At 66.7% G+C, this 25,993-nt stretch carries 29 protein-coding genes and 1 riboswitch; of the genes, 12 read left to right on the forward strand and 17 right to left on the reverse strand.

Annotation, left to right across the window (positions count from 1 at the left end; all coding sequences use genetic code 11):
* Window positions 1-46: 46 nt before the first annotated feature.
* Complete coding sequence (locus OG203_RS22665; RefSeq protein WP_405167602.1) at window positions 47-943, forward strand: A/G-specific adenine glycosylase; 897 nt, start codon at window positions 47-49, stop codon at window positions 941-943.
* 22 nt (window positions 944-965) lie between these two features.
* On the opposite strand, the gene OG203_RS22670 is transcribed toward OG203_RS22665, so the two are convergent.
* The gene (locus tag OG203_RS22670; protein ID WP_405167603.1) at window positions 966-1,727 is read right to left on the reverse strand and encodes an alpha/beta fold hydrolase; all 762 of its coding nucleotides are present in this window, start codon (window positions 1,725-1,727) and stop codon (window positions 966-968) included.
* Between the two features lie 93 nt (window positions 1,728-1,820).
* Here OG203_RS22670 and OG203_RS22675 point away from each other — a divergent pair, with 93 nt between their 5' ends.
* From OG203_RS22675 to OG203_RS22690, 4 genes are all read left to right on the forward strand, one after another.
* Entirely contained in the window at window positions 1,821-2,135 is a 315-nt protein-coding gene (locus OG203_RS22675; RefSeq protein WP_405167604.1) for an antibiotic biosynthesis monooxygenase family protein, read from the forward strand.
* A gap of 43 nt (window positions 2,136-2,178) precedes the next feature.
* Window positions 2,179-2,344: riboswitch (cobalamin riboswitch) on the forward strand.
* Between the two features lie 62 nt (window positions 2,345-2,406).
* Window positions 2,407-2,601 (forward strand): CbtB-domain containing protein, encoded by a 195-nt coding sequence (locus OG203_RS22680; RefSeq protein ID WP_039794710.1) that lies wholly within the window; start codon window positions 2,407-2,409, stop codon window positions 2,599-2,601.
* Entirely contained in the window at window positions 2,592-3,404 is an 813-nt protein-coding gene (locus OG203_RS22685) for a CbtA family protein (protein ID WP_405167605.1), read from the forward strand. Before OG203_RS22680 ends, OG203_RS22685 begins: the two co-directional genes overlap by 10 nt.
* Window positions 3,405-3,439: 35 nt before the next feature.
* Window positions 3,440-3,943 carry a hypothetical protein gene (locus OG203_RS22690; protein ID WP_405167606.1) on the forward strand — a complete coding sequence of 168 codons (504 nt, stop codon included), beginning with the start codon at window positions 3,440-3,442 and terminating at the stop codon, window positions 3,941-3,943.
* Between the two features lie 87 nt (window positions 3,944-4,030).
* Here OG203_RS22690 and OG203_RS22695 read toward each other — a convergent pair whose 3' ends face one another.
* On the reverse strand, window positions 4,031-4,471 hold the full coding sequence (locus OG203_RS22695; RefSeq protein ID WP_405167607.1) for an OsmC family peroxiredoxin: 441 nt from the start codon (window positions 4,469-4,471) through the stop codon (window positions 4,031-4,033).
* A 254-nt stretch (window positions 4,472-4,725) separates the two neighbouring features.
* Here OG203_RS22695 and OG203_RS22700 point away from each other — a divergent pair, with 254 nt between their 5' ends.
* The gene (locus OG203_RS22700) at window positions 4,726-5,325 is read left to right on the forward strand and encodes a TetR/AcrR family transcriptional regulator (protein ID WP_405167608.1); all 600 of its coding nucleotides are present in this window, start codon (window positions 4,726-4,728) and stop codon (window positions 5,323-5,325) included.
* A gap of 42 nt (window positions 5,326-5,367) precedes the next feature.
* On the opposite strand, the gene OG203_RS22705 is transcribed toward OG203_RS22700, so the two are convergent.
* Both OG203_RS22705 and OG203_RS22710 read right to left on the reverse strand, forming a co-directional pair.
* Entirely contained in the window at window positions 5,368-6,219 is an 852-nt protein-coding gene (locus OG203_RS22705; RefSeq protein ID WP_405167609.1) for an ABC transporter permease, read from the reverse strand.
* On the reverse strand, window positions 6,216-7,118 hold the full coding sequence (locus OG203_RS22710; RefSeq protein WP_405167610.1) for an ABC transporter ATP-binding protein: 903 nt from the start codon (window positions 7,116-7,118) through the stop codon (window positions 6,216-6,218). Before OG203_RS22710 ends, OG203_RS22705 begins: the two co-directional genes overlap by 4 nt.
* Before the next feature lie 291 nt (window positions 7,119-7,409).
* On the opposite strand from OG203_RS22710, the gene OG203_RS22715 reads away from it, so the two are divergent.
* A complete protein-coding gene (locus OG203_RS22715) occupies window positions 7,410-8,846 on the forward strand; it encodes a sensor histidine kinase (RefSeq protein ID WP_405167611.1) in 1,437 nt (478 codons plus the stop codon).
* Between the two features lie 46 nt (window positions 8,847-8,892).
* Entirely contained in the window at window positions 8,893-9,555 is a 663-nt protein-coding gene (locus OG203_RS22720; protein ID WP_405167612.1) for a response regulator, read from the forward strand.
* Here OG203_RS22720 and OG203_RS22725 read toward each other — a convergent pair whose 3' ends face one another.
* Entirely contained in the window at window positions 9,556-10,203 is a 648-nt protein-coding gene (locus OG203_RS22725) for a vWA domain-containing protein (RefSeq protein ID WP_405167613.1), read from the reverse strand.
* A 124-nt stretch (window positions 10,204-10,327) separates the two neighbouring features.
* Between OG203_RS22725 and OG203_RS22730 the strand changes: the two genes are divergently transcribed.
* From OG203_RS22730 to OG203_RS22745, 4 genes are all read left to right on the forward strand, one after another.
* A complete protein-coding gene (locus OG203_RS22730; protein ID WP_405167614.1) occupies window positions 10,328-10,597 on the forward strand; it encodes a hypothetical protein in 270 nt (89 codons plus the stop codon).
* 12 nt (window positions 10,598-10,609) lie between these two features.
* A complete protein-coding gene (locus tag OG203_RS22735; RefSeq protein ID WP_405167615.1) occupies window positions 10,610-11,422 on the forward strand; it encodes an LLM class flavin-dependent oxidoreductase in 813 nt (270 codons plus the stop codon).
* 133 nt (window positions 11,423-11,555) lie between these two features.
* Window positions 11,556-13,148: a flavin-containing monooxygenase gene (locus OG203_RS22740; protein WP_405167616.1), complete on the forward strand. Its 1,593-nt coding sequence runs from the start codon at window positions 11,556-11,558 to the stop codon at window positions 13,146-13,148.
* Window positions 13,149-13,162: 14 nt separating this feature from the next.
* The gene (locus tag OG203_RS22745; protein ID WP_405167617.1) at window positions 13,163-13,672 is read left to right on the forward strand and encodes an SRPBCC family protein; all 510 of its coding nucleotides are present in this window, start codon (window positions 13,163-13,165) and stop codon (window positions 13,670-13,672) included.
* A 52-nt stretch (window positions 13,673-13,724) separates the two neighbouring features.
* On the opposite strand, the gene OG203_RS22750 is transcribed toward OG203_RS22745, so the two are convergent.
* From OG203_RS22750 to OG203_RS22805, 12 genes are all read right to left on the reverse strand, one after another.
* A complete protein-coding gene (locus OG203_RS22750; protein WP_405167618.1) occupies window positions 13,725-16,280 on the reverse strand; it encodes an ATP-dependent Clp protease ATP-binding subunit in 2,556 nt (851 codons plus the stop codon).
* 275 nt (window positions 16,281-16,555) lie between these two features.
* Window positions 16,556-17,506 (reverse strand): esterase/lipase family protein, encoded by a 951-nt coding sequence (locus OG203_RS22755; protein WP_405167619.1) that lies wholly within the window; start codon window positions 17,504-17,506, stop codon window positions 16,556-16,558.
* 94 nt (window positions 17,507-17,600) lie between these two features.
* On the reverse strand, window positions 17,601-18,185 hold the full coding sequence (locus OG203_RS22760) for a DUF1772 domain-containing protein (protein WP_405167620.1): 585 nt from the start codon (window positions 18,183-18,185) through the stop codon (window positions 17,601-17,603).
* Between the two features lie 127 nt (window positions 18,186-18,312).
* On the reverse strand, window positions 18,313-18,963 hold the full coding sequence (locus OG203_RS22765; RefSeq protein WP_405167621.1) for an FHA domain-containing protein: 651 nt from the start codon (window positions 18,961-18,963) through the stop codon (window positions 18,313-18,315).
* A 194-nt stretch (window positions 18,964-19,157) separates the two neighbouring features.
* Window positions 19,158-19,517, reverse strand: a complete 360-nt coding sequence (locus OG203_RS22770; RefSeq protein WP_405167622.1) for an Lsr2 family protein — start codon at window positions 19,515-19,517, stop codon at window positions 19,158-19,160.
* A gap of 115 nt (window positions 19,518-19,632) precedes the next feature.
* Window positions 19,633-21,132 (reverse strand): lysine--tRNA ligase, encoded by a 1,500-nt coding sequence (gene lysS / locus OG203_RS22775; protein ID WP_405167958.1) that lies wholly within the window; start codon window positions 21,130-21,132, stop codon window positions 19,633-19,635.
* 260 nt (window positions 21,133-21,392) lie between these two features.
* Entirely contained in the window at window positions 21,393-21,815 is a 423-nt protein-coding gene (locus tag OG203_RS22780) for a rhodanese-like domain-containing protein (RefSeq protein WP_405167959.1), read from the reverse strand.
* Between the two features lie 8 nt (window positions 21,816-21,823).
* A complete protein-coding gene (locus OG203_RS22785) occupies window positions 21,824-22,447 on the reverse strand; it encodes a cysteine dioxygenase (RefSeq protein ID WP_405167623.1) in 624 nt (207 codons plus the stop codon).
* A gap of 182 nt (window positions 22,448-22,629) precedes the next feature.
* Window positions 22,630-23,427, reverse strand: a complete 798-nt coding sequence (locus OG203_RS22790) for a type III pantothenate kinase (protein ID WP_405167624.1) — start codon at window positions 23,425-23,427, stop codon at window positions 22,630-22,632.
* Between the two features lie 14 nt (window positions 23,428-23,441).
* Window positions 23,442-23,861, reverse strand: coding sequence for an aspartate 1-decarboxylase (gene panD / locus OG203_RS22795; protein ID WP_218473015.1), 420 nt, complete (start codon window positions 23,859-23,861; stop codon window positions 23,442-23,444).
* 27 nt (window positions 23,862-23,888) lie between these two features.
* Window positions 23,889-24,818: a pantoate--beta-alanine ligase gene (gene panC, locus OG203_RS22800; RefSeq protein WP_405167625.1), complete on the reverse strand. Its 930-nt coding sequence runs from the start codon at window positions 24,816-24,818 to the stop codon at window positions 23,889-23,891.
* Window positions 24,818-25,780: a Rossmann-like and DUF2520 domain-containing protein gene (locus tag OG203_RS22805; RefSeq protein WP_405167960.1), complete on the reverse strand. Its 963-nt coding sequence runs from the start codon at window positions 25,778-25,780 to the stop codon at window positions 24,818-24,820. Before OG203_RS22805 ends, panC begins: the two co-directional genes overlap by 1 nt.
* Window positions 25,781-25,993 lie beyond the last annotated feature (213 nt).

The raw sequence follows: 25,993 nt of genomic DNA on the forward strand, positions 1-25,993 counted from the left end.
GGTTACGGGTCGGCAAATACCGGCCCGCGGCAGTAGGACAGGAACCGTGAGGAAAGCTCCGAACAGCATCGATGCCGACGTATTGCTCGACTGGTACGAGGAGACCGCGCGTGACCTGCCGTGGCGCCGAGGCGATGTCACCGCGTGGCAGATCCTGATGAGCGAGATCATGCTGCAGCAGACGCCGGTGGTCCGGGTCGAGCCGATCTGGCGGGAATGGGTGGCGCGCTGGCCGGTGCCGTCGGCGATGGCGGCGTCCTCGCAGGCCGAGGTGCTGCGCGCGTGGGGCAAGCTCGGTTACCCGCGCCGCGCGCTGCGGCTGCACGAATGCGCGCGGGTGCTCGCCGCCGAGCACGGTGACGAGGTGCCGACCGACGTTGACGTGCTGCTGAGCCTGCCTGGCATCGGGGCGTACACGGCGCGCGCGGTCGCGTGTTTCGCCTACGGGCAACGGGTTCCGGTGGTCGACACCAATGTTCGCCGAGTCGTCGCCCGCGCCGTGCACGGTCGCGCGGAGGCGGGCAATCCGTCCTCGCGCGATCTGCCGGAGACCGAAGCCCTGCTGCCGCGACAGATCGACCGCGCCGCGGTGTTCTCGGCCGCGCTGATGGAACTGGGCGCGACGGTATGCACCGCGCGCACACCGGACTGTTCGCGCTGTCCGTTGCCGAGCTGCGCGTGGGTCGCGGCGGGTCGCCCCGTCTCCGAAATCGTCCGCCGCACACAGAAATACGAGGGCACCGATCGGCAAGCCCGCGGCAGGCTGCTCGATGTCCTGCGCGACTCGACCGGCCCGGTCGAGCGCGTTCGCCTCGACCTCGCCTGGCCGCGCGACCCCGGTCAACGCGCCCGCGCCCTGGACTCGCTACTGGTCGACGGACTGATCGAGCAGACCGTCGACGGCCTCTTCGCGCTCGCCGGCGAAGGCGGCAACGCGCGCTGACCCACCTCTTGTGTGCGGGAAGTCAGGAGGTGTGCGCCTCGGGGCTCAGCACGCGGCGGAGGAAGCGTTCGACGGCGGTGCGGTACTGGTCTGGTTGGTCGTCGTGCACGAGATGGGCTGCGCCGGAGACGAGTACGTGTTCGGCGTCGGGGTGGGTCTCGGCCATCTGCCGCATCTGGCCGGGCGGGGTGATGGTGTGTTCGCCCTCTAGCAGCAGCGCGGGCACGCGGATGGCGTGCCACTGCGGCCAGAAGTCGCGGCTGCCCCACTCCTGCGAGATATCGCGGAACGTCGCGACCGAGCCGTGCAGCCGGTAACCATCCGGGCCGTGCTCGAACGAGTTCAGGAAATACCGCCCGGCGACCGGCCCGAAGAACTTCAGCACGGCATCAGCGTTCGGAAACGGCTGCGGCCACGCCTCGATCATCGCCGCCCAGTCCGCCGCCGTCCGGCCGGTGAAATCCGGGGCGATGTCCTCGACAACCAGCGCGTGCACCCGCTCGGGGTGCGTCGCGGCGAACACCCAGCCGTGCAGCGCGCCCATCGAATGCCCGATCACCACCATGGGTTCGGTGATGCCGGCGGTCGCCGCGGCCAGATCGGCGACGAAGGCCTCGGTGGTCAGCTCGTCCGGTGCCGGCCTGCCGTGCCCGGCGGCGTCGAAGGTGTAGACGTGGCCGTAGTCGCGCAGCCAGTCCAGTTGATCGTGCCAGGTCCTGGCACTGCCCATCAGTCCGTGCAGCAGCAGGATCGGGACGCCCGCTCCGCCTTCGTCGTGCAACACCCCGCTGATTCTGCCGGGCCCGCGCGCGCCGTGCGCGCTACCCCCGATATGGCCCATACCGGACGGACGCTCGCGGGTCGTATTGTCGAGCCCATGGCTGTTGTGAAGATCAACGCGATCGAGGTTCCCGAGGGCGCTGGCCCCGAGTTGGAGAAGCGGTTCGCCCACCGCGCGCACGCGGTCGAGGGCTCGCCGGGGTTCCTCGGCTTCCAGTTGCTCCGGCCGATCGCCGGGGACAAGCGGTACTTCGTTGTCACCCAGTGGGATTCGGAAGAGGCGTTCGCGGCGTGGCGGGACGGGCCAGCGCGCGAGGCGCACGCTGGCGAGCGGCAGAAGCCGGTATCCACGGGTGCGTCGCTGTTGGAATTCGAGGTCGTCATCGACGTGGCCGCGAAGCCTGCCGACTGACCCTGACGGGCTGACCTGCCCGGCGTCAGAGCACGACTCCGCTGGTCGTGTTGACGTCGGGTGCCCTCAGGTGCCACAGTGCGCATGACAAAACGCGAGGGTGATGCGGTAATCCGGTGTAATTCCGGAGCGGTCGCGCCACTGTGTTCCATGCACCGAGTCCGTGGGTGCCGGATAGCCAGACACCGGCACCCTCGCACCCATTCGACGGGACGCTGAAAGCGCTGGGGAGGACGAAGGTCCGACCTCGCGTATCCCTAGGAGGACTCGCATGGCAATCGCGCATTCGCCGAGCCGGGCAACCGACTCACTGGCCACTGTGCTCGTCACGGTCGGTGTCGTGCTGCTGGCACTGCTCACGCTGTACCTGGTCGGCTTCGATCAGGGCGTCATCTCGCGCAGCGGGATGTACCTGCACGAGCTGATGCACGACGGACGCCACCTGCTGGGGCTCCCGTGCCATTGAACTCACCCACTGCCGTCCCCCTGATCGGTTCGCTGAAGACCCTGCTGCTGCGCGGCCTGCTCGCCGGGCTCATCGCGGGCCTGCTCGCCGCGTCGGTGGGCTACTTCATCGGCGAGCCGAAGGTCGACGCCGCCATCGCCATCGAGGAAGCCGGCACCGCGGCGCATTCGCACGACGCGGAATCGGCGGCGCCCGAAGGGCATTCGCACGGCGACGAGGAAGAACCACTGGTCAGCCGCACCGGCCAGAAGGCAGGACAGTTCCTCGCGCTCGGCCTTGCCGGTCTCGCGCTCGGCGCGATCTTCGCCTCGGTCGCCCACTTCGCGCGCCGCCACAGCACGCTCTCCGGGCCGAAACTCGCGCTGGGGATCGGGCTCGGCGGCTGGGCCGCGATCGTCGCGGTGCCGTTCTTCAAGTACCCGGCGAACCCGCCCGCGGTCGGTGATCCGGCGACGATCAACGAGCGCACCCTGCTCTGGGTGGCCGCCGTGCTGCTCGGCCTGGTGGCCGTCGGCGCGAGCGGGTACGTCTACAAGCTGCTGCGCGACCAGCTGAGCACGGTGCGGCTGATCGGCGGTCTCGCGACGTTCGTCCTCGTGACGGCGGTCGGCTACATCGTGCTGCCCGGCATCAACGAGGTGAAGGCGGACTTCCCGGCCGCGCTGCTGTGGCAGTTCCGGGCGTCCTCGCTGGCCGAGACCGCGACGCTGTGGGCCTGCCTTGCCCTCGGCTTCGCCGCGCTCACCGAATTCGCCACGCGCAGTAGTACTCCGGTACGAGAGTCGATCGCTACCGCGGGCTGATCCAGATCCGGAATTCGACGGGCAGTGTCGGTGTCATGACCGGCACTGCCCTTTCCGTTTGGCCCGCACCACCGCGTTCGGGCGCACCCGCACAACCACCGCGCGCCGTGCGCGTCGCGTTCGGCGGCCTCGTCGTCGCCCTGCTTGCCGGAGTGGCCGAGGCCATCGAACAGACCGCGGTGACGTTGGCGGGCAACCACATCGACGTGCCGGGCCTGGCCACCGGGCTCGCCGTGCGGCTCGGGATCTACCTGGTCGTGCTCTTGGTCGCCGTCCGAATGGCGCACGGCGCCCGCTGGGCCCGCCTGCTGCTGACCTTCGGTATCGGCGTGATCGGCCTGCTCTCCCTGATCATCGAACCGCTCGCGGCGCTGCTGTCCGCCGACAAGTTCGGCGACCTGTTCGCCACCATCACCCTCGACGGCGCGCTGGTGGCCCTGTTCCGCACGATCCACATCGTCGCGGTGCTGATCGCGATTCCCGCGATGTACCACCCGGCAGCCCGCCGCTACTTCTCTCCCGCCGCTCCGAGCCTTTAAGGCCAGACACGAAATTACTTGCCGGATAACGCAACTGCCCGGTTCGCGCACGAGGGGTACGCGAACCGGGCAGTTGTTTGTGCTTGGTTACGCCAGGGCTGCGTCGAGGACGATGTGGTCGACGCCAGCAAGCGCCTTGCTGACCGGGCAGCCCGCCTTGGCGGCCTCGGCCGCGGCGGCGAAGGCCTCCGCGTCGATGCCGGAGACCTTGCCGCGCACGGTCAGCTTGATGCCGCTGATCCGGAAGCCACCGGCCGGGTCGGGGCCGAGGGTGACGTCGGCGCTGACATCCAGGCTCTCCGGGGTGCCGCCCGCATTGCCGATCTGCGCCGACAGCGCCATCGCGTAGCAGGACGAGTGCGCCGCCGCGATGAGCTCCTCCGGGCTGGTGGTGCCGTCGGCGTCCTCGGCGGAACGCTTCGGGAACGACACGTCGTACTTGCCGACCCCGGAACTGGCCAGCTCGACCTGTCCCGACCCCTCCTGCAGAGTGCCGGTCCAAGCAGTACGCGCGGTACGAGTAGGCATCACGGTCCTTTCGCTGATGATGTGGATGCGCACCGAGCTTAGCCAGCCCACCTCCCCACGTCTCGAGGTCGGACTAGAGCGCTGTACGAGCAACATTGGCGCCATTCGCTATTCGGGATCGGTGACCCTGGCCAACACGATTCCGCCGATGATCAGCGCGAGCGCGACCACCTTGTCCACTTGGTGCCGAAACCGGCCATACCGACAACTGGACGCATCGTCCACTTATTCCGGAAACGGGTACAGTCAGCGACATGACCAGCCAGACGGATCTGCTCACCGGGCGAGCGGCCACCCCGCCCGAGCGCGCGGACGCGGCGCGCAACCGGGCCAAGGTGCTCGCCGCGGCCGCCGAGCTGTTCGCCTCCCGCGATCCACGCACCGTGACGATGGACGACATCGCCAAGGCGGCGGGCGTCGGCCGCGGCACGCTGTATCGCCGCTACCCGGATACGAATTCGATCGCCGTCGCCCTGCTCGACGAACACGAACGAGCGCTGCAGGAGCAGCTGATCGGCGGCCTGCCACCGCTCGGCCCTGGTGCGCCGCCCGCGGAACGGCTGGCCGCGTTCTACACCGCGATGGTCGAATTGCTGGACGCTCACGCGGATTTGGTGCTCGGCGCGGAAACCGGCGGTGCACGATTCGCGACGGGCTCGTACGGGTTCTGGTACGCCCATGTGCGAGCCCTGTTGCTGGCGGGCAAGATTCGCGAGCCGGACGCACTCATCGATCCGTTGCTGGCCCCCCTGGCGGCCGAGGTGTACCAACAGCAACGCAGCCGAGGCCTGACCCCGGCACAGATCGCCGACGCGCTACGACACCTCGCCCACTCGGTGCTTACGCACGGCTGAAAGCCGTTGACGGTTGTCCGCCAACGGCTTTCGACTGATTTCTCACACCAGGTCGCGCCTGCGCATCAGCCACATGGTCCCGGCAACGAAGACCGCGATATAGATCCCGAGCATGAGCAGCGATTCGGTGCGCGAAAGGATGTCGAGCACGCCGGGCGTCCCGGCGCCGACCGTCCGCATCGCACCCGCCATGGAACCGGCCGCGGTACCTGGCAGGTGATCGGTGATGAACGCGATCGGCGAGAAGATGCCCGCGACACCGCGCAGCAGGTTCTCCACCACCAGCACCCACACCAGGCCGAGGCCGACGGCCAGCGCTGGACCGCGCGCGATCGTGCCGATCAGTGCGCCCGCCAACGTCCACATGCCCAAAATCGCGATGCCCGTGAGGATTCCGAGCGCCGACTGCTGCAGCGACGGCAGCACGAGCGGCTGCGACTTGGTCGCGCCGATCAGCGCCGCCACCTCGGTGTCCACGACGAAGGCGGTGAGCACCAGCCCGACCACCACGACAACCAGGCTCACCAGCACGCCACCGACCGCGCTGATCCGCGACGGCCCCTGGGTGAACACGGTTTTCCAAGTGCCCCAGCCATATCCGCTTCCGGTGGTCAGCGCGCCGAGCACCAGCATCAGCGCGCCGCCGAACATCGCCATGCCCTGGGTGAACACCTCAGGCACCGCGGCGGGCAGCATCTGGTGCAGCAGCGCGTCTTTCGGCAGACCGTTCGACATCCGGCCCGACTCGCCCGAGGTGTAGGCCAGATAGTTGAACAGGTACGCGAAGGTGAGGTTCAGCAGAATCCAGGTGCCGAGGATGATCCAGAACGCCGGCCACTTCCGCAGCCGCAGCGCCTCCGCCTTCGTGCTCGCCAACAGGTCTTGAACGGTCATTTCGCCACTTCCAGCTGAGTCATTTCGAAAAACACTTCTTCCAGGGACTTCTCGTCGATCCGCAGTTCGAGCAGATCGGCACCGGCCGCGACCACCGCCCGCGCCACGGCGGGTGCGGTGCCGTTACCCGCCTCGATCCGGATACCGCTCGAGGTGAGCATCGCGGCACGCTCACCGACCACCCCGCGCACGGCAGGGAACGCCACCTCCAACGGTTCGGCGCGCAGCAAAAGCGATGAGGCGCCGCGCAATTCGGTGACGGTGGACTCGGCGAGCAGCTTGCCCTGCGAGATCACGCCCACCCGATCGCAGATCTCCTGCACCTCGCTGAGCATGTGACTCGACAGCAGCACCGTGTGCCCGTCGGCGGCGAGAGTGGTGATCAGCTCCCGCATTTCGGCCATGCCCTTCGGGTCGAGACCGTTCGTCGGCTCGTCCAGAATCAGCAGATCGGGCCCGCCGAGCAGGGCGGCGCCGACGCCGAGACGCTGCTTCATGCCGAGCGAGTAGGTGCGAAACTTGTCATCGGCGCGGTTCGCCAGGCCCACCCGGTCCAAGGCCTGCTCGACCTCGGAATTGCCGATACCGCGGTATTTCGCGAGAACCCGCAGGTTGTCCCGGCCGGACAGGTACGGATAGAAACCAGGCCCCTCGATGAGGACGCCGATCCGGCGAACCACCGCAGGATCACCCGGTGCGTGCCCGGCCACCATCGCGGAACCAGCACTTGGCCGGATCAGCCCGACCAGCATCCGCAGCGTTGTCGTCTTACCCGCGCCATTCGGCCCGAGGAACCCATAGATCTCACCGGCCGCGACACTCATGCTCACACCGTCGACGACGGCATGCGTGCCATAGCGTTTGGTCAACCCTCGGGTGACCACGATCGAATCTGTCATGCACCGAGAATCCGCCCCCGCCCATGCCCCCCACATCCGTCGCGCGGCGATGGTCGACATACGTACTGCGGACGACGACCGATACCTCGAGCAGTCGTAGGGTCGGAACAGGCGCGGCACGACAGCGGCCGCGAGCGCGTCCAAGACGCTACTGTCTGTGAACGCAACAACTGATTTCGCAAGTACATGGGTAACTCGCCGGGCACAGGCTCACTCGCCAGGCACGTAACCGCCAGCCGCCGACGCCACTGGCTCGGCACCTATGTCTGGCCTGAATACGCGGAGAGGCGGATGAGCATAACGAGTCGAGGCTCGCTTGGATGGGATTGGGGCGTGGCGCTTGTGGTGGCCGCGCTCCAGATCGTCGGGGGCACATTCGCGAATATGAGGATGGGCGAGAATTCCCTCGACGTCCTCGGTTACCTGCTATTACTTGCCGGTCCGGTCGCGTTGATCTGGCGACGGGCCAGGCCGGTGCCGGTGTTGCTGGTCGCGCTCGGTGCCTGCATCGCCTACCTGGCGCTCGGCTATGGATACGGGCCGATCTTCCTCTCGCTGGTCATCGCGTTCCTGACCGCCGCGAGCGCCGGATCACGCTGGTGGACTTACCCACTCGTGCCGGTCGGCTACCTCGTGCTGGTCTGGCCGCTGCCCGCGATGCTCGGGCGCGGTGCCAATGGGTGGCAGATCTTCGCGCTGATGGCGTGGCTCGTCGTGCTGTTGTGCGTGGTGGAGGGCATTCGGCAGCGCAATGCGGTGCTGGTGGCGCGCAGGCAGCGGGCCGAGGCAGCGCGCCGCGACGAGGAGGCGCAGCGGGAACGGCGGGCCAGCGACGAGCGGCTCGCCATCGCCCGCGAACTGCACGACGTACTGGCGCACAGCCTTTCGCTGATCAACGTGCAGTCGTCGGTGGCACTCGAACTGTTCGACAAGAAGCCCGAGCAGGCCGCCACCGCGCTGGACGCGATCAAGACGGCAAGCAGGGACGCGCTCGCCGAGGTGCACACACTGCTGCATTCGATCCGCACCGGTGGCGCCGTCGCGGGCGAATCCGACGGCGACGAAGCCGAATTCGCCGATGTCGAGCGCAGTGCGCCGAGCCGACGCCGCCCACGCGGCTGGAGCGGCCGCAATTCTGTTGATACCGACCGTGTTTCGGCCGACGACGAGCAATCGGACAGGGCCGGTGCCGAATCCGCCGAGGCCGAGGCGCGCCCGGCCGCACCGCGAACGCCAGCGCCGAGCATCGCCGAGCTGGACACCCTGCTGCAGCGCGCCCGCGCGGCCGGATTGTCGGTGGGTACCAAGATCATCGGTGAGCCGCAGCAGCTGCCGAGCGTGATCGACGTGGCCGCCGCGCGGATCATCCAGGAGTCGCTGACCAATGTGGTGCGGCACGCGCCGGGCGCGGAGGCGTCGGTGACGGTGCGCTACGCGGCGCAATCGGTCGATATCACCGTCGACAACGCCCGCCCGACCGCACCGGCGCAGCGGTCGGGGACCGGCGGCGGCAACGGGATCATCGGCATGCGCGAACGCACCCATGCCCTCGGCGGCGCACTCACCGCTGGCCCGCGCCCGAGCGGCGGGTTCAGGGTCGCGGCGCGACTGCCGTTGCGTCCGATGGCGCCGAGCGAGCGCAGGCCGGTGCCGCCGCCGTCCGACGACACGGTCCGCCCCGACAACGTGCGGCCGATCAGGCCGGATGAGAAGGCGCAGCAGTCGTGAGCGAGCGGCAGCGCACGACGAGGCCGGGCGTCATCGAGGCGCGATCGTGAGCATTCGGGTCTTGGTCGCCGATGATCAGGCGCTGGTGCGCGGCGGCTTCGTCGCGCTGCTGGAAGCGCAGGACGGCATCGAGGTGGTCGGCGAGGCGGACAACGGCGAACAGGCGGTGCGGATGACCCGCAGCCTCGTCCCGGACGTGGTGCTGATGGACATCAGGATGCCCATCCTCGATGGCCTCGCTGCCACCAGGATGATCGCCGAGGATCCCGCGCTGGCCGAGGTGCGGGTGGTCGTGCTGACCACCTTCGAGCTCGACGAATACGTCTTCGAGGCGATGCGTTCGGGCGCAACGGGTTTCCTGGTCAAGCACACCGAACCGGCCGATCTGGTGCGGGCCGTCCGGGTGGTCGCGGCCGGTGACGCGCTGCTCTCCCCCGGCGTCACCCGCCGCCTGATCGCCGAATTCTCCGCGCACGCCAAGACACCGCCGCCCGCAACGCTTTCCGAACTCACCGAACGCGAGCGCGAGGTGATGGTGCTGGTCGCCGAGGGCCTCACCAATGCCGAAATCGGCGAGCGACTGTTCATGAGCCCTGCCACCGCCCGCACGCACGTCAGCCGAATTCTGATGAAGCTCGGTGCCCGCGACCGCACCCAATTGGTCGTCATGGCTTATGAATCGGGCGTGGTACGCCCGGGCTGGCAGTAACTACCCGCTACCGGGATTCGACTGTTCGCGCTCCGCATCGGTGAACCCGCCGCGCTTCGCCTCGCGCGGTGCGGTCTGCAGCCGGGCCGAGCTGGCCGACGCCGCCCGGAACACCCCCGAAACTCCCTGCGGGGCAGCGGCATAGGTGATCGAGTTGCCCGGGTCGAACCCCATCTGGGCGCCGATCGCGACCGCGTCCATATTCGCGCCGAGGAACAGGAAATTCCAGTCGTAGACGTCCTGCTGCTGGGTGATCAGCGATTTCACCGCGGTGTGCGACCACTCCTTGCTCGAATTCTCGTGACCGTCGGTGAGCACGACGACAATGACCGTGCCAGGCCGGTCCTGTTCGGACCGTTTCGCGAGTTCCGCGCCGACGTCGGTGACCAGCCTGCCCACCGCGTCGTACAGCGCGGTCATCCCGCGCGGCTGCAGATCCAGCGGCGGTACCTGCGCGAGCGGACGGTTCGCGTAGACGCATTCGTATTCGGTGTCGAACCGCGCCAGGGTCACCTCGATCGTCTTCGGCACCGTGCGCTGCTCGTCGATGAAGGCGGCGAATCCGCCCTCGGTGTCGGATTTGATCGACTGCATCGACCCGGAACGGTCGAGCAGGACGGCGATCAGTGTCAGATCTGGATTTGTCATTCAGCACCCCCGGATCGGTTCTACGAACCCCATCCAACGTACCCCGGCATACGCGCCGCGGCGTACGGCGAGCAGCGCCGCGCGACCGATGCCGCCGGGTGGGTCTGCGGCGCAGGCTTTTGGCATGAACATTTCGACACAACCCGAGGTCATGACCTTCCTCGCCGATCACCATGACGGCGGCTGGCACCCATGGCCGTTCTTCTGGATCTTCCCGCTGCTGTTCTGGATCACCTTCATCACGCTGGCGTTCTTCGCGCGGCGCCGGTTCATCGGCCGCGAAAGCGGGGTCGGCGCGCTGCGTACCGCGTTCGCGCGCGGCGAGATCACCGAGGACCAGTACCGCAGCCGCCTCGCCGTATTGCGCGAGCCGAAGCGCCAGGCCAAGAGCTGACGGGAGACCACCATGAGCATGACATTCGGCATTGTCATCGTCCCGGGCTCGGGCTCCGAATGGGCCACCGTCACAAGGGATGCCGAGCGGCAGGGCTACCGGACGATCCTGCTGCCGGACACGTTGAATACCCCATCACCCTTCCCGGCGCTGGCCGCGGCGGCGGCGGTGACCAGCACGATCCGCCTGCGCCCCAACGTGCTCGCGGTGCCGCTGCGCACCGCGGCCGCGACTATCCGGGAAACCGCTGCGCTGCAACTGCTTTCGGACGGTCGGTTCGAGCTGGGCATCGGCTCCGGCCGACCGGACGCCAGGGCGGAGGCCGAACGCCTCGGCATGCCATGGGGTTCGGCGGCCGAACGCCGCGCGCAGCTTGCCGACACCATCGCGGCGGTCCGCGCACAGGTTGACCCGGCGCCGCTGGTCGTCGTTGCCGCCAGCGGGCCGCGAATGCTAGCCGCGGCAGCGGAATTCGCCGATCGCATCCTGCTCGCCGCCGGTCCACAGGTCACCGAGGCGGAGCTGGCCGATATGGTCCGCATCGTGCGCGACCACACCGATCGGGCGATTCCGTTCAGCCATCAGCTGATCGGGATCGGCGACCGGCTGCCGTACTGGACGAGCACCCGCCTCGGCCTCAGCGCGGACGTGCTACGGGCGGCCGGCGCGGCGGGTGTCCTCGATGCCGACCCGGCCGCCGCCGCTGACATGCTCGAAACCCGAAGGGAGAAGTACGGAATCGACGAGGTGCTCATCCCCGGTGAGTTGTCCGACGCCTTCGCCCCGGTGCTCGCGCGCTACACGGCGACGATCGGCGAGCAATAGGCGGCGCCCCGGTACCGAACGCTTCGTCATCGGGGCCCAGACAGAAAAACCTCGATTACCACTATGCCTTGACGTATCTACTCGGCAACGGCTTCAATCATGAAGTACTGTCTCAGACACTTCAGGAGCCGTTATGCCGGAACCTTTCGCGCCAGGCCAGGAAAAACCACAGTTCGAGGTGGCGATCATCGGCGCGGGGGCGGGCGGGATCTGCGCGGGCATCAAGCTCGCCGAGATCGGCATCACCGATATCGTGCTGGTCGACCGGGCCGCGGACTTCGGCGGCACCTGGCTGTTCAACACCTATCCGGGTGTCGGGGCCGATCTGCCGACGCTGGCCTATCAGTTCTCCTTCGCGCGTAAGCACGACTGGAAGCGATTCTTCGCCGACGGCAAGGAGATTCAGGATTACCACGTCGGGCTGGCACACCGTGCGGGCCTGCCGGGAAAGACGATGTTCAACACCGACATCGTCACGGAGGAGTGGGACGAGGCGAATCACCTGTGGCGGCTGCATATCTCGGCTGGCGGCCAGCTCACCGCCCGCTTCGTGATCAGCGCGGTCGGCGCGTATCTGCGGCCGAAGGATCGGCCCGCGATACCGGGTCTCGACGAGTTCCGCGGCGAGGTGATGATTCCGTCCCGGTGGAATCACGACTACGACTTCACCGGCAAGCGGGTCGCGATCGTCGGCGTCGGCTCCAGCACCGCGCAGATCGCACCGGCCATCGCCGCTGAGGTGGCGAATCTCGATGTGTACCAGCGCACTACGCAGTGGTACTTCCCGAAGCCGGACTTCCCGATGGCCCGGTGGATGCAGCAGGCGCTGCGGGTTCCCGGGCTCTCCGCGCTGCTGCACGGTGTGGCGCTGGCAGGCATCGAGGTGGGCCTGCGCGGCCTGGTGTACACGCCGAATCGGCTGTTCCGCGCCGGTTCCTGGCCCGTGGACAGCGGTGCGCGTGCGCTGTATCGGGGGTGGCTGCGGTACAAGGTGCGTGATCCGCGGGTGCGCGCCAAACTGGTGCCCGGCTACGGCCCCGGTTGTACGCGTGGCACTCTCGGCGGTGACTATCTGCCGATCTTCAACCGCCGCAACGTCGAGTTGGTCACCGACTCCATCGCGCGGATCACCGAGGACGCGATAGTGACGGTCGACGGAACGCACCGCCCGATAGACGCGCTCGTGCTGGCGACCGGGTACGAGGTGTTCTCCGATCCGGAGAGCTACCGCGAGGGCACGGTGGTCGGCGCGAACGGCTTCGACCTCGGCACATTCTTCAATACCGAAGGGCTGCAGGCGTATCACAGCACGGCGGTGGCGGGCCTGCCGAACCGCTGGATGATGGTCGGACCGTACTCGTGGACCGGGACCGCTTTCCACTACATCCTGGAAAACGCCATGCGCAATATCAACCGGGCCATCGATACCGCCCGCATCCGCGGCGCGACCAAAACCGAGGTCCGCGGGGAAGCACAGCAGCGTTATCACGCCATGCAGATGCGGCGCGGCCGGAACCTCGCGTACTACTTCTCGGTGCACTGCGCCGGTTCGAACACCTATTTCGTGAATTCCCACGGTGATTCGCCGTACGTCCGGCCGAGCAGTCTGCTGCAGAGCCGGCGCGAGGGCGTCACCTATCCGCTCGACGACTACACCTACGACAGGCTGCCCGCGGTGGTGGCGAACAGTTTCGGCACCGAGCACGCCACGGCCGCCACGGTCTAGAGGGACGAAACAGCATGCGCTTCAAGGCATCCCCGATCGATGGCGATACCTACCCGGTCTTCTTCGCCACCGCCCCTTTCGTGAGCCGCCTCCGATACGACTACAACGCAACGCCCGAGGACGTGTGGTCGGTGATCTCCGGGCCGCGCATGTGGTCCTGGCTGCCCACGGTGTGGGGCTGCCGATATCCGGACGGCGAGACGCCGGGACCAGGCACCGTGCGCGACTTCCAGATGTATCTGGACCGCTGGCTGGTCTACGCCCAGCACGAGCGGATCCTGCACTGGGACAAGGGCAGCCGCATCGTCTACACCGCCACCGATGCCACGCTGCCGTTCTTCGGCTCGTGGTGTGAGGAGTATGCGATCGAATCGCTCGACGGTGGCCGCACACGCCTGAACTGGACGTTGGCGGTCCGCCCCCGCTATATCGGCTGGCTACCCACCCAATGGGTAGCCGTTCTCCTGAAGCCCGCCTTCCGCTTCGGGTTGGGCACGCTCCCCCGCGAACTCCCCATGCGCTGACAACGGAAAAGGCCCGCCTCCCAAGGGGAAGCGGGCCTTTCTCGTAGTGCTTTTACTCGCCGGAGGCTTCCGCGGCGCCTTCAGCGGCACCGGTCAGCACGACCTCGGGCTTCTCCTCGCCCTTGTCCGCCTTGGTCAGCTTCGCCTTGCCGGTGAAGGTGAACTTGGCGTCCTCGCCGGAGCCTTCGCCGTCCCAGCCTTCGACGTCGACGAAGACGGTCTGGCCGGGGCCGATCTCGCCGAAGAGGATCTTCTCCGACAGCTGGTCCTCGATCTCGCGCTGGATGGTCCGGCGCAGCGGCCTGGCACCGAGCACGGGGTCGAAGCCACGCTTGGCGAGCAGCGCCTTGCCCTGCTCGGACAGCTCCATCGACATGTCCTTGTTCTTCAACTGGACGCCGACGCGGCCGATCATCAGGTCAACCATCTGCACGATCTGATCGGTCGTGAGCTGGTGGAAGACGATGACATCGTCGATGCGGTTGAGGAACTCGGGCCGGAAGTGCTTCTTCAGCTCGTCGTTGACCTTGAGCTTCATCCGCTCGTAGTTCGAGCCCTGGATGTTGGACTGGGTGAAGCCGAGACCAACCGCCTTGGAGATGTCCGAGGTGCCCAGGTTGGAGGTGAAGATCAGCACGGTGTTCTTGAAGTCGACCGTGCGTCCCTGGCCGTCGGTGAGACGACCGTCCTCGAGGACCTGCAACAGGGTGTTGTAGATCTCCTGGTGTGCCTTTTCGATCTCGTCGAACAAAACCACGGAGAACGGCTTGCGGCGCACCTTCTCGGTGAGCTGGCCGCCCTCTTCGTAGCCGACGTACCCGGGAGGGGCACCGAACAGCCGCGATGCGGTGAAGCGATCGTGGAACTCGCCCATGTCGATCTGGATGAGCGCGTCGTCGTCGCCGAACAGGAAGTTCGCCAGCGACTTGGCAAGCTCGGTCTTACCGACACCGGACGGACCGGCGAAGATGAACGAACCGGACGGACGCTTCGGATCCTTCAGGCCGGCGCGAGTGCGGCGGATCGCCTTGGAGACGGCCTTGACGGCATCCTCCTGGCCGATGATCCGCTTGTGCAGCTCGTCCTCCATGCGGAGCAGACGGGTGGTCTCCTCCTCGGTGAGCTTGAAGACGGGGATGCCGGTCCAGTTGGCAAGCACCTCCGCGATCTGCTCGTCGTCGACCTCGGCAACCACGTCGAGATCACCGGAGCGCCACTGCTTTTCCCGCTCGGCGCGCTTGGCGACCAGCTGCTTTTCCTTGTCGCGCAGTCGCGCCGCCTTCTCGAAGTCCTGCGCGTCGATAGCGCTTTCCTTCTCCCGGCGCGCATCGGCGATCTTGTCGTCGAATTCGCGCAGGTCCGGCGGGGCGGTCATGCGACGGATGCGCATGCGCGCACCGGCCTCGTCGATCAGGTCGATCGCCTTGTCCGGCAGGAACCGGTCGTTGATGTAGCGGTCGGCCAGGGTCGCCGCGGCCACCAGCGCGCCATCGGTGATGGAAACCCGGTGGTGTGCCTCGTAGCGGTCACGAAGGCCCTTGAGAATGTTGATGGTGTGCTCGACCGTCGGCTCGCCGACCTGGACCGGCTGGAACCGGCGCTCCAGCGCGGCATCCTTCTCGATGTACTTGCGGTACTCGTCGAGGGTGGTCGCGCCGATGGTCTGCAGCTCGCCACGGGCCAGCTTCGGCTTCAGGATCGAGGCCGCGTCGATGGCGCCTTCGGCAGCACCCGCGCCGACGAGCGTGTGCAGCTCGTCGATGAACAGGATGATGTCGCCGCGGGTGTTGATCTCCTTGAGCACCTTCTTGAGGCGCTCTTCGAAGTCACCGCGGTAGCGGCTGCCCGCGACCAGGGAACCAAGGTCGAGGGTGTAGAGCTGCTTGTCCTTGAGCGTCTCGGGAACCTCGCCATTGACGATGGCCTGCGCGAGGCCCTCGACGACGGCGGTCTTACCGACACCTGGCTCACCGATCAGCACCGGGTTGTTCTTGGTGCGCCGGCTCAGCACCTGCATGACGCGCTCGATTTCCTTCGAGCGGCCGATGACGGGGTCGAGCTTGCCCTCGAGCGCGGCCTGGGTCAGGTTCCGGCCGAACTGGTCGAGCACCAGCGAGGTGGACGGCGTGCCCGCCTCACCGCGGGAACCGGATTCGACCGGCTCCTTGCCCTGGTATCCGGACAGCAGCTGGATGACCTGCTGCCGCACCCGGTTGAGATCGGCGCCCAGTTTGACGAGCACCTGCGCGGCGACGCCCTCACCCTCACGGATGAGACCGAGCAGGATGTGCTCGGTACCGATGTAGTTGTGGCCGAGCTGCAGCGCTTCGCGCAGGCTCAGCTCCAAGACTTTTTTGGCCCTAGGGGTAAAGGGGATGTGACCGGACGGAGCCTGCTGGCCCTGCCCGATGATCTCCTCGACCTGGCTGCGCACGCCCTCCAGCGAAATGCCGAGCGATTCCAGCGACTTGGCCGCGACACCCTCACCCTCGTGAATCAGCCCCAGCAGGATGTGCTCGGTGCCGATGTAGTTGTGGTTGAGCATCCGGGCCTCTTCCTGGGCCAGGACAACGACACGCCTCGCGCGGTCGGTGAACCTCTCGAACATCGCTCCCTCACTCTCCTGCTTCCGACATTCTGGCAACAGACGCCGCAGTGTGCTGTGTAACAACCGTGGGCGTCAGCCTGCCATGAAGCCCGGGGGTCGTGGCCCCCGCCTCCACTCTAGTTGGCGGGGGATACTGCCGCCGCCAGTCCACCCTATTGGCGACCAGCGTCAGCACGGTCATTCACTCATAACGTGAGCGTTGCATGATTCGTTTCCGAATCGGGTTTTGCCCTCAGCGAACAGAGCGTGGTCCGAAATGACCGTTCGCCCGGGTGCTACCCCGTGAACGGCGGGATGAAACCGCATGGCACCTCGTGCGGGTTGGCCGGGTCTAGCGCGTTGAGCACGTACGCCGCGGCTCGCGGACTGCCCGCGATGCCAGCGTGTTCGGAAAAGTCCTGCGCACAACCATCCTGGACCACGATGTTCGTGACGTTCGGGCCGGGTACCTGACCCGAGGTGTAGGGCACGACCAGCTCGTCGAGCCTGGTCGAGATATTGGTGTAGGTGACGGCGGGGTCGTAGACGCCGTCCGCGTTCAGTGCCCGCACGAAATCCGAGCCGGCGAGCACCTGGCGGCAGGCCTGGCACAGCGATCCGGTGATGGCGTCGAAGGCGGGACCCGCGCCGAGACGCTGGCTGAAGGCCGCGATTTCGCCGGCGCCCGCGACATCGGAACCCAGCCATGGCGGCGCGAGTGCGACCAGTTTGTCCACTTTGTCCACTTTGGCCGCGCCGCCGAGCCGTTTGATGAAGTAGTTGCCGATGAAATTGCCCTGCGAGTGACCGACGATGTCGACCCGTCGCGCGCCGGTCGCGGCGAGCACCCGGTCCACGAAGGCGGCGAACTGCGGGGCGCTCTGCTCCATCGGGAGCATGCCGCCGATGGCCGAGATCGGCCACGGCAGGTCGTAGGCGCCGTAGGTCATCGAGTACACGCAGTAGCCCTCGTTGGCCAGCAGCGGCGCGTATACCCCCCAATTCGTTTGTGCCCCACCGCCGGTGCCGTGCGCGAGCACCACCGGATTCGGATGCGCGGCACTCGGGCGACAGGACCAGTCGTTGGTGCCGGGCAGCGAGCCGCCTGGATGCAGCAGCTCGTTGGGGATGCCGCCGAAGAAGTTGTAGTCGACCGGGTACGGCTCGGCCTGCGCGGGACTCGCGGCGATGGTGCACAGCGCGGCGAAGAGGACGACGAGAAAAGAAAAGCCTGGAACACGCCGCACGGTAGCCTCCAAAATCTGGAACGTGTTCCAGAAAGCTACCGTGCGGTGCGCCCAGGCGGGGTCGAGTCGCGAAACTGGTTGTGGCGGTTGGTGTCTAGCCCTGCCAGTTGGCCGGGGCACCCGACTGACCGGGGAATTGCCCATGCGCCACCTGCGGACCCGGCGCCGCCGCGGTCGCCTTGCCCTGCTGGATACCCGAGACGAACAGCGCGCCGCACAGCACAAGGAAGGCCAGCGTGTGCAGCACGGCCCGGACGATATTCCAACGCACCCAAGTGGATTCGAAGTCGGCGCGGACCGCGGCGAGGTCGCCGATCTGCGACGGATCGCCCGCGGCGGCCAGCTGGTCGTTCAGCGGCACATTCAGCCCGGAGGTGACCGCGAACGCGATGATATTGATGGCAAGGCCCACTCCGATCCAGATCAGCGTGGTGCGCTGGTCCTTTCCGAGGTGCAGCGCCGCCGCAAGAATCGAGAAGCCGACGGTGCCGATGAAACCGATCATGAACACCGGGTTGATGATGACCACGTTGATCTTCTGCATCACGTCGATCATCGTGCGGTCGTCGGTCTGATTCAGCGCCGGCATCACCGAGTTCGCGTAGCCGTAGAAAAGACCGGCGATCAGGCCGGTGGCCAGGGTGGCCGCGACCAAGGCGGCGATACGTGCGGCGGTCATAATTCCTCCTGAATGGAAACCCCGCCGGAGCCCTCATCGCTCCGGTTGATGGAGCTAAGTCAAGCCGGTTTCCAGACAGCTCTCCATGGCCGAGACGCTCGGCCGACTAAGCGATCGTCTACGGGGATCACAGGTCACGGTCGGAGATGAGCCCGCTTTGGATCGCCAGGAAGGCGAGCCGGACCCGCTTCGCGTTCTGCGGCAGGTCCTCGACGCCGAACTTGGCGAACAGCGCGCGCAGGTGCGTCTTGATCGCGTCGACGCTGAGGAACAATTCCTCGGCGATCTGCTGATTGGACGCGGGCGTGGCGAAGGCGGCGCCGTTCTTGTACGGGCGGCACAGCGCGATCAGCACCGAACGCTGAGTTTCGGTGAGCTGACGAAAGCTTGGCGGGACCGTCCCGCTGGAGACGCGGGTGATGTCGTCGGCGACGCCGCCGAAATCGTGGAAGGACACCCGTGAGGTGCCGACGCGGATGACGTCGCCCGCCATCAGCCTGCGGCGACCGACCAGTCGGTCGCCGTTGACGAAAGTGCCGTTGCGGGAAAGCCCGTCGTCGACGATGGTCCACTGGGCACCGAGATATTCGATCGCCGCGTGCAGCCTCGACACCTCGGCGTCCCAGGGCAGGGCGAGGTCGGCCTGCGGTGAGCGCCCGATCGTCACGCGCTCGCGGTCGGCGCTGAGCATGAGTTCCTGCTGGCGACCCGTGTCATCCTGGAACCGCAAAAATGATCCGACGAATCCAGTCACTGCGCCGATACCTCGCCTCTCCATACCGCCAGTGACCGTCGCACGTTTCCATGGTGCCGCGTCCTGGAACCACGAGCAAGATCGATCCGCGCGCCACCTCATGCAGCGTGTCATCGCGTCGCGCGGTTATACCAGCAGCCTATGAGGCGCCAGACAAAGAGAAAACCGCCGCCCCGGCGTCGCACGATTCGCTGGGACGGCGGCTGAAAAATATGAAACTAACCCTTCGCGGCCTTGTTGTACGCGTCGGTGATGTCGGCGGAGATACGTCCCCGCGCGGACACCTTGTGTCCATTCCGACGAGCCCAATCGCGAATTGCTGCACTTTGTTCCCGGTCGATCGAGACCCTGCTCTTCGGGGCACCCGTCGCGGTCGCGGCGGCCTTGACCCGACGACGGCCACTGACTCGACGCGCGCTCGAAACCCACTCCTCCAGCCCGTCGCGCAGCTTCGCGGCATTTGCCGACGACAGGTCGATCTCGTACGAAACACCGTCGATCGCAAACTCGATGGTCTCGTCCGCGATGGACTCACCATCGACATCGTCGATCAGGCTAACGGTGACCTTCTTTGCCATGAGATGAACGTCCTCTCGAAATCGTGCGACCCGCATACTAGGCCGATTACCCGAGGCAAGAATACCTCGAATTCCAAATTTTCCAAGACGGGGCGGAGATTTTGCAATCAGCTGGTCATCGAGTGACCGGTCGCACAATTGGGAACAGTATTGTTTCCCGGATTCCGAGACCCGTCAGCGCCATCAACAGACGATCGATTCCCATACCTGTACCGGTGGTCGGCGGCATGCCGTGCTCCATCGCGGCAAGGAAGTCCTCGTCCAACGCCATCGCCTCGTCGTCACCCTGCGCGGCAAGTCGCGCCTGATCCACGAAGCGCTCGCGCTGGATCACCGGATCGACCAACTCCGAATAGCCAGTTGCCAACTCGAAGCCACGGACATAGAGGTCCCACTTCTCGGTGACCCCGGCCTTGGTTCGATGTTGCCTGGTGAGCGGTGAGGTCTCCACCGGGAAGTCACGCACGAAAGTCGGCGCGTACAGCTTGTCGCCGTACTGGTGTTCCCACAGTTCCTCGACGAGTTTGCCGTGCCCGTAGCCCTTGCCTTCGGGAATTTCCAGACCGACCCGATCGGCGAGCTCGCGTAATTCGGCGATCGACGTTTCCGGTGTCACGGAGACGCCGAGGGCGTCTGAGAGAGACGGGTACATCTCGACGGTCGTCCACTCGCCGCGTAGGTCGTATTCGGTGCCATCGGCGAGGGTGACCACCTGGGTTCCGAACACCTGCTGGGCGACTTCCTGGATCAATTCCCGGGTCATCCTGGCCGAGTCGTCGTAGGTGCCGTACGCCTCGTACGTTTCCAGCATCGCGAACTCAGGGGAATGGGTGGAGTCCGAACCCTCGTTGCGGAAGTTCCGGTTGATCTCGAAGACCTGCTCCAGCCCGCCGACCACGCAGCGCTTCAGGAACAGTTCCGGCGCGATACGCAGGTAGAGATCGATATCGAGGGCATTGGAATGGGTGACGAACGGCCGGGCCGCCGCGCCGCCGTGCAGCGTCTGCAGCATCGGCGTCTCCACCTCGAGGAAGCCGCGGCGTTCCAGCGCATTGCGCAGCGCGCGCACCACCGCGATCCGCGTTCGCGCCATTTCCCTGGCCTCAGGACGCACGATCAGATCGACATAGCGCTGCCTGACCCGCGACTCCTCGTTCATCTCCTTGTGCGCCACCGGCAACGGACGAAGCGACTTGGCTGCCATGAACCAGGAATCGGCCATGACGCTCAATTCACCGGTTCGCGACGAGATCACCTCGCCGTGCACGAAAACGAAGTCACCGAGGTCGACATCGGTCTTCCAGGCCGCGAGCGCGTCGGCGCCGACACCGTTGAGGCTGATCATCGCCTGCAGCTTGGTGCCGTCACCCTCCTGCAGCGTCGCGAAACACAGCTTGCCGGTATTACGCATGAATATGACGCGTCCGGCGACACCGGCCTGCAGCCCCGTCTTGGTGTCGGACTCCAGATCCGGATATGCGGCGCGAATTTCGGCGAGGGTATGCGTGCGCGGCACGACCACGGGATACGCGTCACCGCCGTCCGCGAGCAACCGCTCCCGCTTCTCCTTGCGAATCCGTATCTGTTCGGGGGCGTCGTCGGCGTCGGTCGCCACGGCAGGCCGCGAATCCGATGCGGGATCGCTGGACGAGGGAGTGTTGCTGGTGCTCACATCCAACAACCCTAGCGGGCACCGGAAAACGTTTTGCGGGCCGCCCGGCCTACTTCACGGAGTAACGAATCGGTCTCGGCCCAGGCCCGTGTTGTACACCGGATTTACCACGTCCGTTATGCCGCGAAATAGCGGACATGCATCGATCGGCGCACGAAAACGCTTGTGCGCCCGGATGTTTCGAGATGGAAGCGATGTGGTAATTACAGGGAGGCGAGCGAGTCGACCTCGCGCGCGAAGTGCGGTGCCCTGATTCCGATGTGTAGTAGCCCCGCCGCCTTCAATGCGTGGAAGCCGCCGACCAGATCGGTCGCCCTGTGCAGCCCGAGTTGCTGCAGCGCGAACGCGGCAAGGCTGGAGGTATAGCCCTCGGAGCAGGCGACGATCCATTCCACGTCGTGATCGGTGGCCAGTGCCAAGCGGGCCGAACTGGTCGGATCGAGCCGCCATTCCAGCACATTCCGCTCGATCACCAGGGCGCCGGGCAACGCGCCTTCGCGCACGCGCTGCGCCTGCGGCCTGATGTCGACCAGAATCGCGCCTCTGGCGAGCGCCTGCGGCAATTCGAAGGCATAGATCCGGTTCAGCTGGGCCCGCGCGTTGTCGAGCATCTGATCGATGGTCAATCGACTCATTACATATCACCTTCGGGCTGGTCGGTGAGAACGGTTCGGGTGCGCCGCAGGGTGCCGTGGCCGGTGACCTCGTAATAGGACATGGCGGTGAGCGGCGGAGAATAGGCGTGCACGCTGAGCGTTGGTTCGAGCAGTGCTTGGTCGATCGACGACGCTGGGGTGCTGCCTGCCACGGACTGCGCAGGGGCACGCATCACATCGTGCACCCAGCCGATCGGAAATGACGCTTGATCGCCCGCGGCGAGTATGCGGCGGCGTAGCTCGGTGCCATTCCAGCGGAATTCCGAGAGCGCGCCGCTGAGCACGGTCAATGCGCCGAGCGAGCCGGCGTGGTCGTGCAGTTCGGTCGATTTGCCCGGCGTCCAGCTGATCAGCCAGACATCCACTTCGTCATCGGTGAGCAGGCGCGCCGCCCACCGTTCGTCGGAGGGCCAAATGCCATCGGACGGAAGCAGGTGGTCGTAGCGCCCGGCCAGAACGTCCTCGGCGCCTTCATCGGTCAACCGCAGTAAATCGGCGGGACGAAGGCGGGTCGGCAATGCGGAGGCGACGGCACGTTCCAGCGGCGGGGTAGCCGAATAGCTGTCCCGGGCGGAAGAAAGGGAGAGAACGGAAGAACGCATGAGCGAATCTCCAGGAGGTTGCGAACGGTCGAGGGCGGTGGTCAGCCTCGATCGGTCGAGGCCAGGTCAGCCTCGACAACACTCCTGGGTGCGCACGCGGAAATACACGGTGGTGAGTGTATCAGCATCCCGCGCGGTATCGGCAACCATCGCCCGGTGCGACAAATCCGACACCGCGAGAATCAGACAGCGCCCTTGCGGCGCTGGTTTCGCTCGTATACAAGGCGCAAGCCGGTCAGCGTGAGGTACGGGTCGTGCTCGTCGATGGTCTCCGATTCCGGCACGATCAGCGCCGCGCTCGGGCCGGTCGCGACCACCGCGACATCATCACCGGCAAATGCCTCGAACTCGTCGCGAATCCGATCGATCAGCCCGTCCACCATCCCGGCGAAACCGAAAACCGCGCCGGACTGCATGCATTCCATACTGTTCTTACCGAGCACCGAACGCGGCCTGGTCAGCTCGGCCCGGCGCAGCGCGGTCCGTTCCACCACGGCTTCCATCGAAATCTCCACCCCCGGCGCGATCACCCCGCCGAGGAACTCGCCTTTCGCCGAGACCAGGTCGACACAGATCGCGGTCGCGAAATCCACGACGATGGCGGGCGAGGAATAACGCTGATAGGCGGCGAGGCAGTTCACGATCCGGTCCGCGCCAACCTCTTTCGGGTTATCCACCAGCAGCGGAATGCCGGTGCGCACGCCGGGCTCGACCAGTACGTGCGGCACGTGGCCCCAATACTGGGTCAGCATGGTGCGCAGTTCACGCAGCACCGGCGGCACCGTCGACAGCGCCGAAACTCCGATCACCTGATCGAGTTCGGCGCCGATCAGGCCGCGCACCTGCATGGCGAATTCGTCGGCGGTAAGCAGCGGATTGGTATGGATCCGCCAGTGCCGCACCAGTTTCGAATGCTCGCCGCTGCCCGAGAAAAGGCCGAGCACGATACTGGTATTGCGGACGTCGATTGTCAGCAGCATGTCCGGCTCGGCGGTCAGGCGAACGACAGGGAACGCGGCGAGGTCAGCCCGGAACCTTCGGGCGCGTGCGCCGGATCGGAGCCGAGTTCGACCGGGCGATTGCGCTCGTCCACGAAAACGACCTTCGGGTCGTATTCCGCGATTTCCTGCTCGTTCAACTGGCCATAGGCAATAAGGATGACCAAATCGCCGGGGTGGACCAGATGGGCTGCGGCGCCGTTGATGCCGATCACGCCGGATCCGCGTTCGCCCGCGATGACATAGGTCTCCAGGCGGGCGCCGTTGTCGATGTCGACGATGCAGACCTGCTCGCCCTCGAGCAGATCGGCGGCATCGAGCAGATCCTGGTCCACCGTCACCGAGCCGACATAGTGCAGATCGGCGTGGGTCACCGTGGCGCGGTGGATCTTCGACTTCATCATGGTGCGCAACATCGCGTCGCCCTTTCGTTGGTTCGTCGCCTAGGCAGGCTGGGAGGTCCGCTCGGCGGAGGCGTCGGGGTGGCCGTCGATCGGCGCGCCGAGGGTGACGGCGGCGTTGTCGATCAGCCGGGTCTGGCCAATCCTGGCGGCCACGAGCAGCCGGGCATTGCCGGTCTCGGGAGCGGGGCCGAGAGTGGTGGAACGCAATTCGAGGTAGTCGACCTCGACGCCGGGCACCGCGGCGAGCACCTGGTTGGCCGCGGCGACCACCGCTTCGGAGCCGAGGCCGCCCGCGTGCTTACCTGCGGCCAGCGCCGCGGACAGGCCGAGCGCCGATTCGCGCTGTGCCGCATCGAGATACCGGTTACGCGAGGACATGGCCAGGCCGTCGTGCTCGCGCACGGTGGCCACCGGCTTGATGGCGACATCGAAGTTCAGGTCCCGGACCAGCTGCCTGATCAGCGTGAGCTGCTGGTAGTCCTTCTCGCCGAAGTACGCCTCGGTCGGCCGCGCGATCTGCAGCAGCTTGGCGACCACGGTCAGCATGCCCGCGAAATGCGTTGGCCTGCTTGCACCTTCGAGCTCGGCACCGATCGGGCCAGGGTGCACGGTGGTGCGCGGGCCGTCCGGATACATGTCGGCGACACTCGGCGCGAAGACCAGCCCGACGCCCTCCTCGCGCAGCAGCGCGACATCGGCGTCCAGGGTGCGCGGGTAACTGTCCAGGTCCTCGTTCGCGCCGAACTGCAAGGGATTCACGAAGATCGAGACGATGACGACCTGGTTGTTCCGCTTGGCCAGCCGCACGATTTCCAGATGGCCCTCGTGCAGCGCGCCCATCGTCGGCACCAGCGCGACGGTGCGGCCGACGCTGCGCAAAGCGTTGGACACCTGGGTAATCACGGCGGGGTCGTGGTGCACGGTGAGTTCACCGGGCTTATAGGCGCCACGCAATTTCGGATCGAACATCAGCGCCCTTTCAGCAGCTCGATGACGGCGGGGTTGGTGCCGGCCCGCTCGGCGGTCCGCAGCGACATCGCGCGATAGCCCTCGGCCAGGCGCGGGTCGACGGATTCCAGTGCGGTCAGGTGCGCGGCGACGGCGTCCGCGTCGCCGCGGGCCACCGGGCCGGTGAGCGCGGACTGCCCGCGCCGTAGCGCGTTGTCCAGCGCGGCGGAGGCGAGCGGCGCGAGCAGCCGTTCGGCAAGCCCGTTGGGCTGATCGTCGACGATCTGCTGGCCGAGCAATCCCGGCCCCTCCAGCGAGATACGAAGTGCGGCAAGGGCATCCACGATCACCGTGACCAGGTGATTGCTGCCGTGCGCGAGGGCGGCGTGGTAGAGCGCGCGGTTGTGCTCCTGCACCCGGACCGGCTCGCCGCCCATTTCGATCACCAGCGCCTGCGCGATGGCATAGCCGATCTCGTCGGCGGCGGTGATGCCGAAACACGCGTTGCCCAAGCGGATTATGTCCTCGTCGTGGCCGGTGAAGGTCATCGCGGGGTGAATGGCCAGCGGCATGGCACCGATGTCGGCGAGCGGGGCGAGCACGCCGACTCCGTTGGCACCGGAGGTGTGCGCGACGATCGTGCCTGGCCGGACCACCTTCGCGCTGGCCAGGCCGCGTGCCAAACCGGCGAGCTCGGTATCGGGCACGGCGAGCAGCAACAGCTCGCTGCGCGCGGCGACGTCCTCGACCGGCAGGATCTGGGAATCGGGCAGCCGGTTCTGCGCGCGGCGCACCGAGGCCTCGGAGATCGCGGCGACGCCGAACACCACGTGTCCGGCGCGTTCGAGTGCGACGCCCAATGCGGAGCCGACGCGTCCCGCCGAGACGATGCCTACCGTCAGGCGTGCGGGCGCGAGGTCGCCGACGACCGATTGCGGGTCGCTCGAAGCGGGGTAGCCCGAAGACGCGTCGTCAGGATTCACGCTGCTCGAGGTCAACAGTGTCCTCTCGATTTCGTTCCAGTCCCGCCGTGCGGGTACCAGACGTACGTCATCGAGAATATCGGCCCGATGTTTGCCAGTGCCATTGCCCCGGGCAGTGATTTACACCGCAGTGTCCAATTGGCGGCGTTCACGGGTCCCTACGTGGTCACGCTCCGCTACCGCCTCCGGGCCCGTCGCTCACACCGCAGTGTC

This window comes from Nocardia sp. NBC_01499 (assembly GCF_045040275.1).
Taxonomy (GTDB): domain Bacteria; phylum Actinomycetota; class Actinomycetes; order Mycobacteriales; family Mycobacteriaceae; genus Nocardia.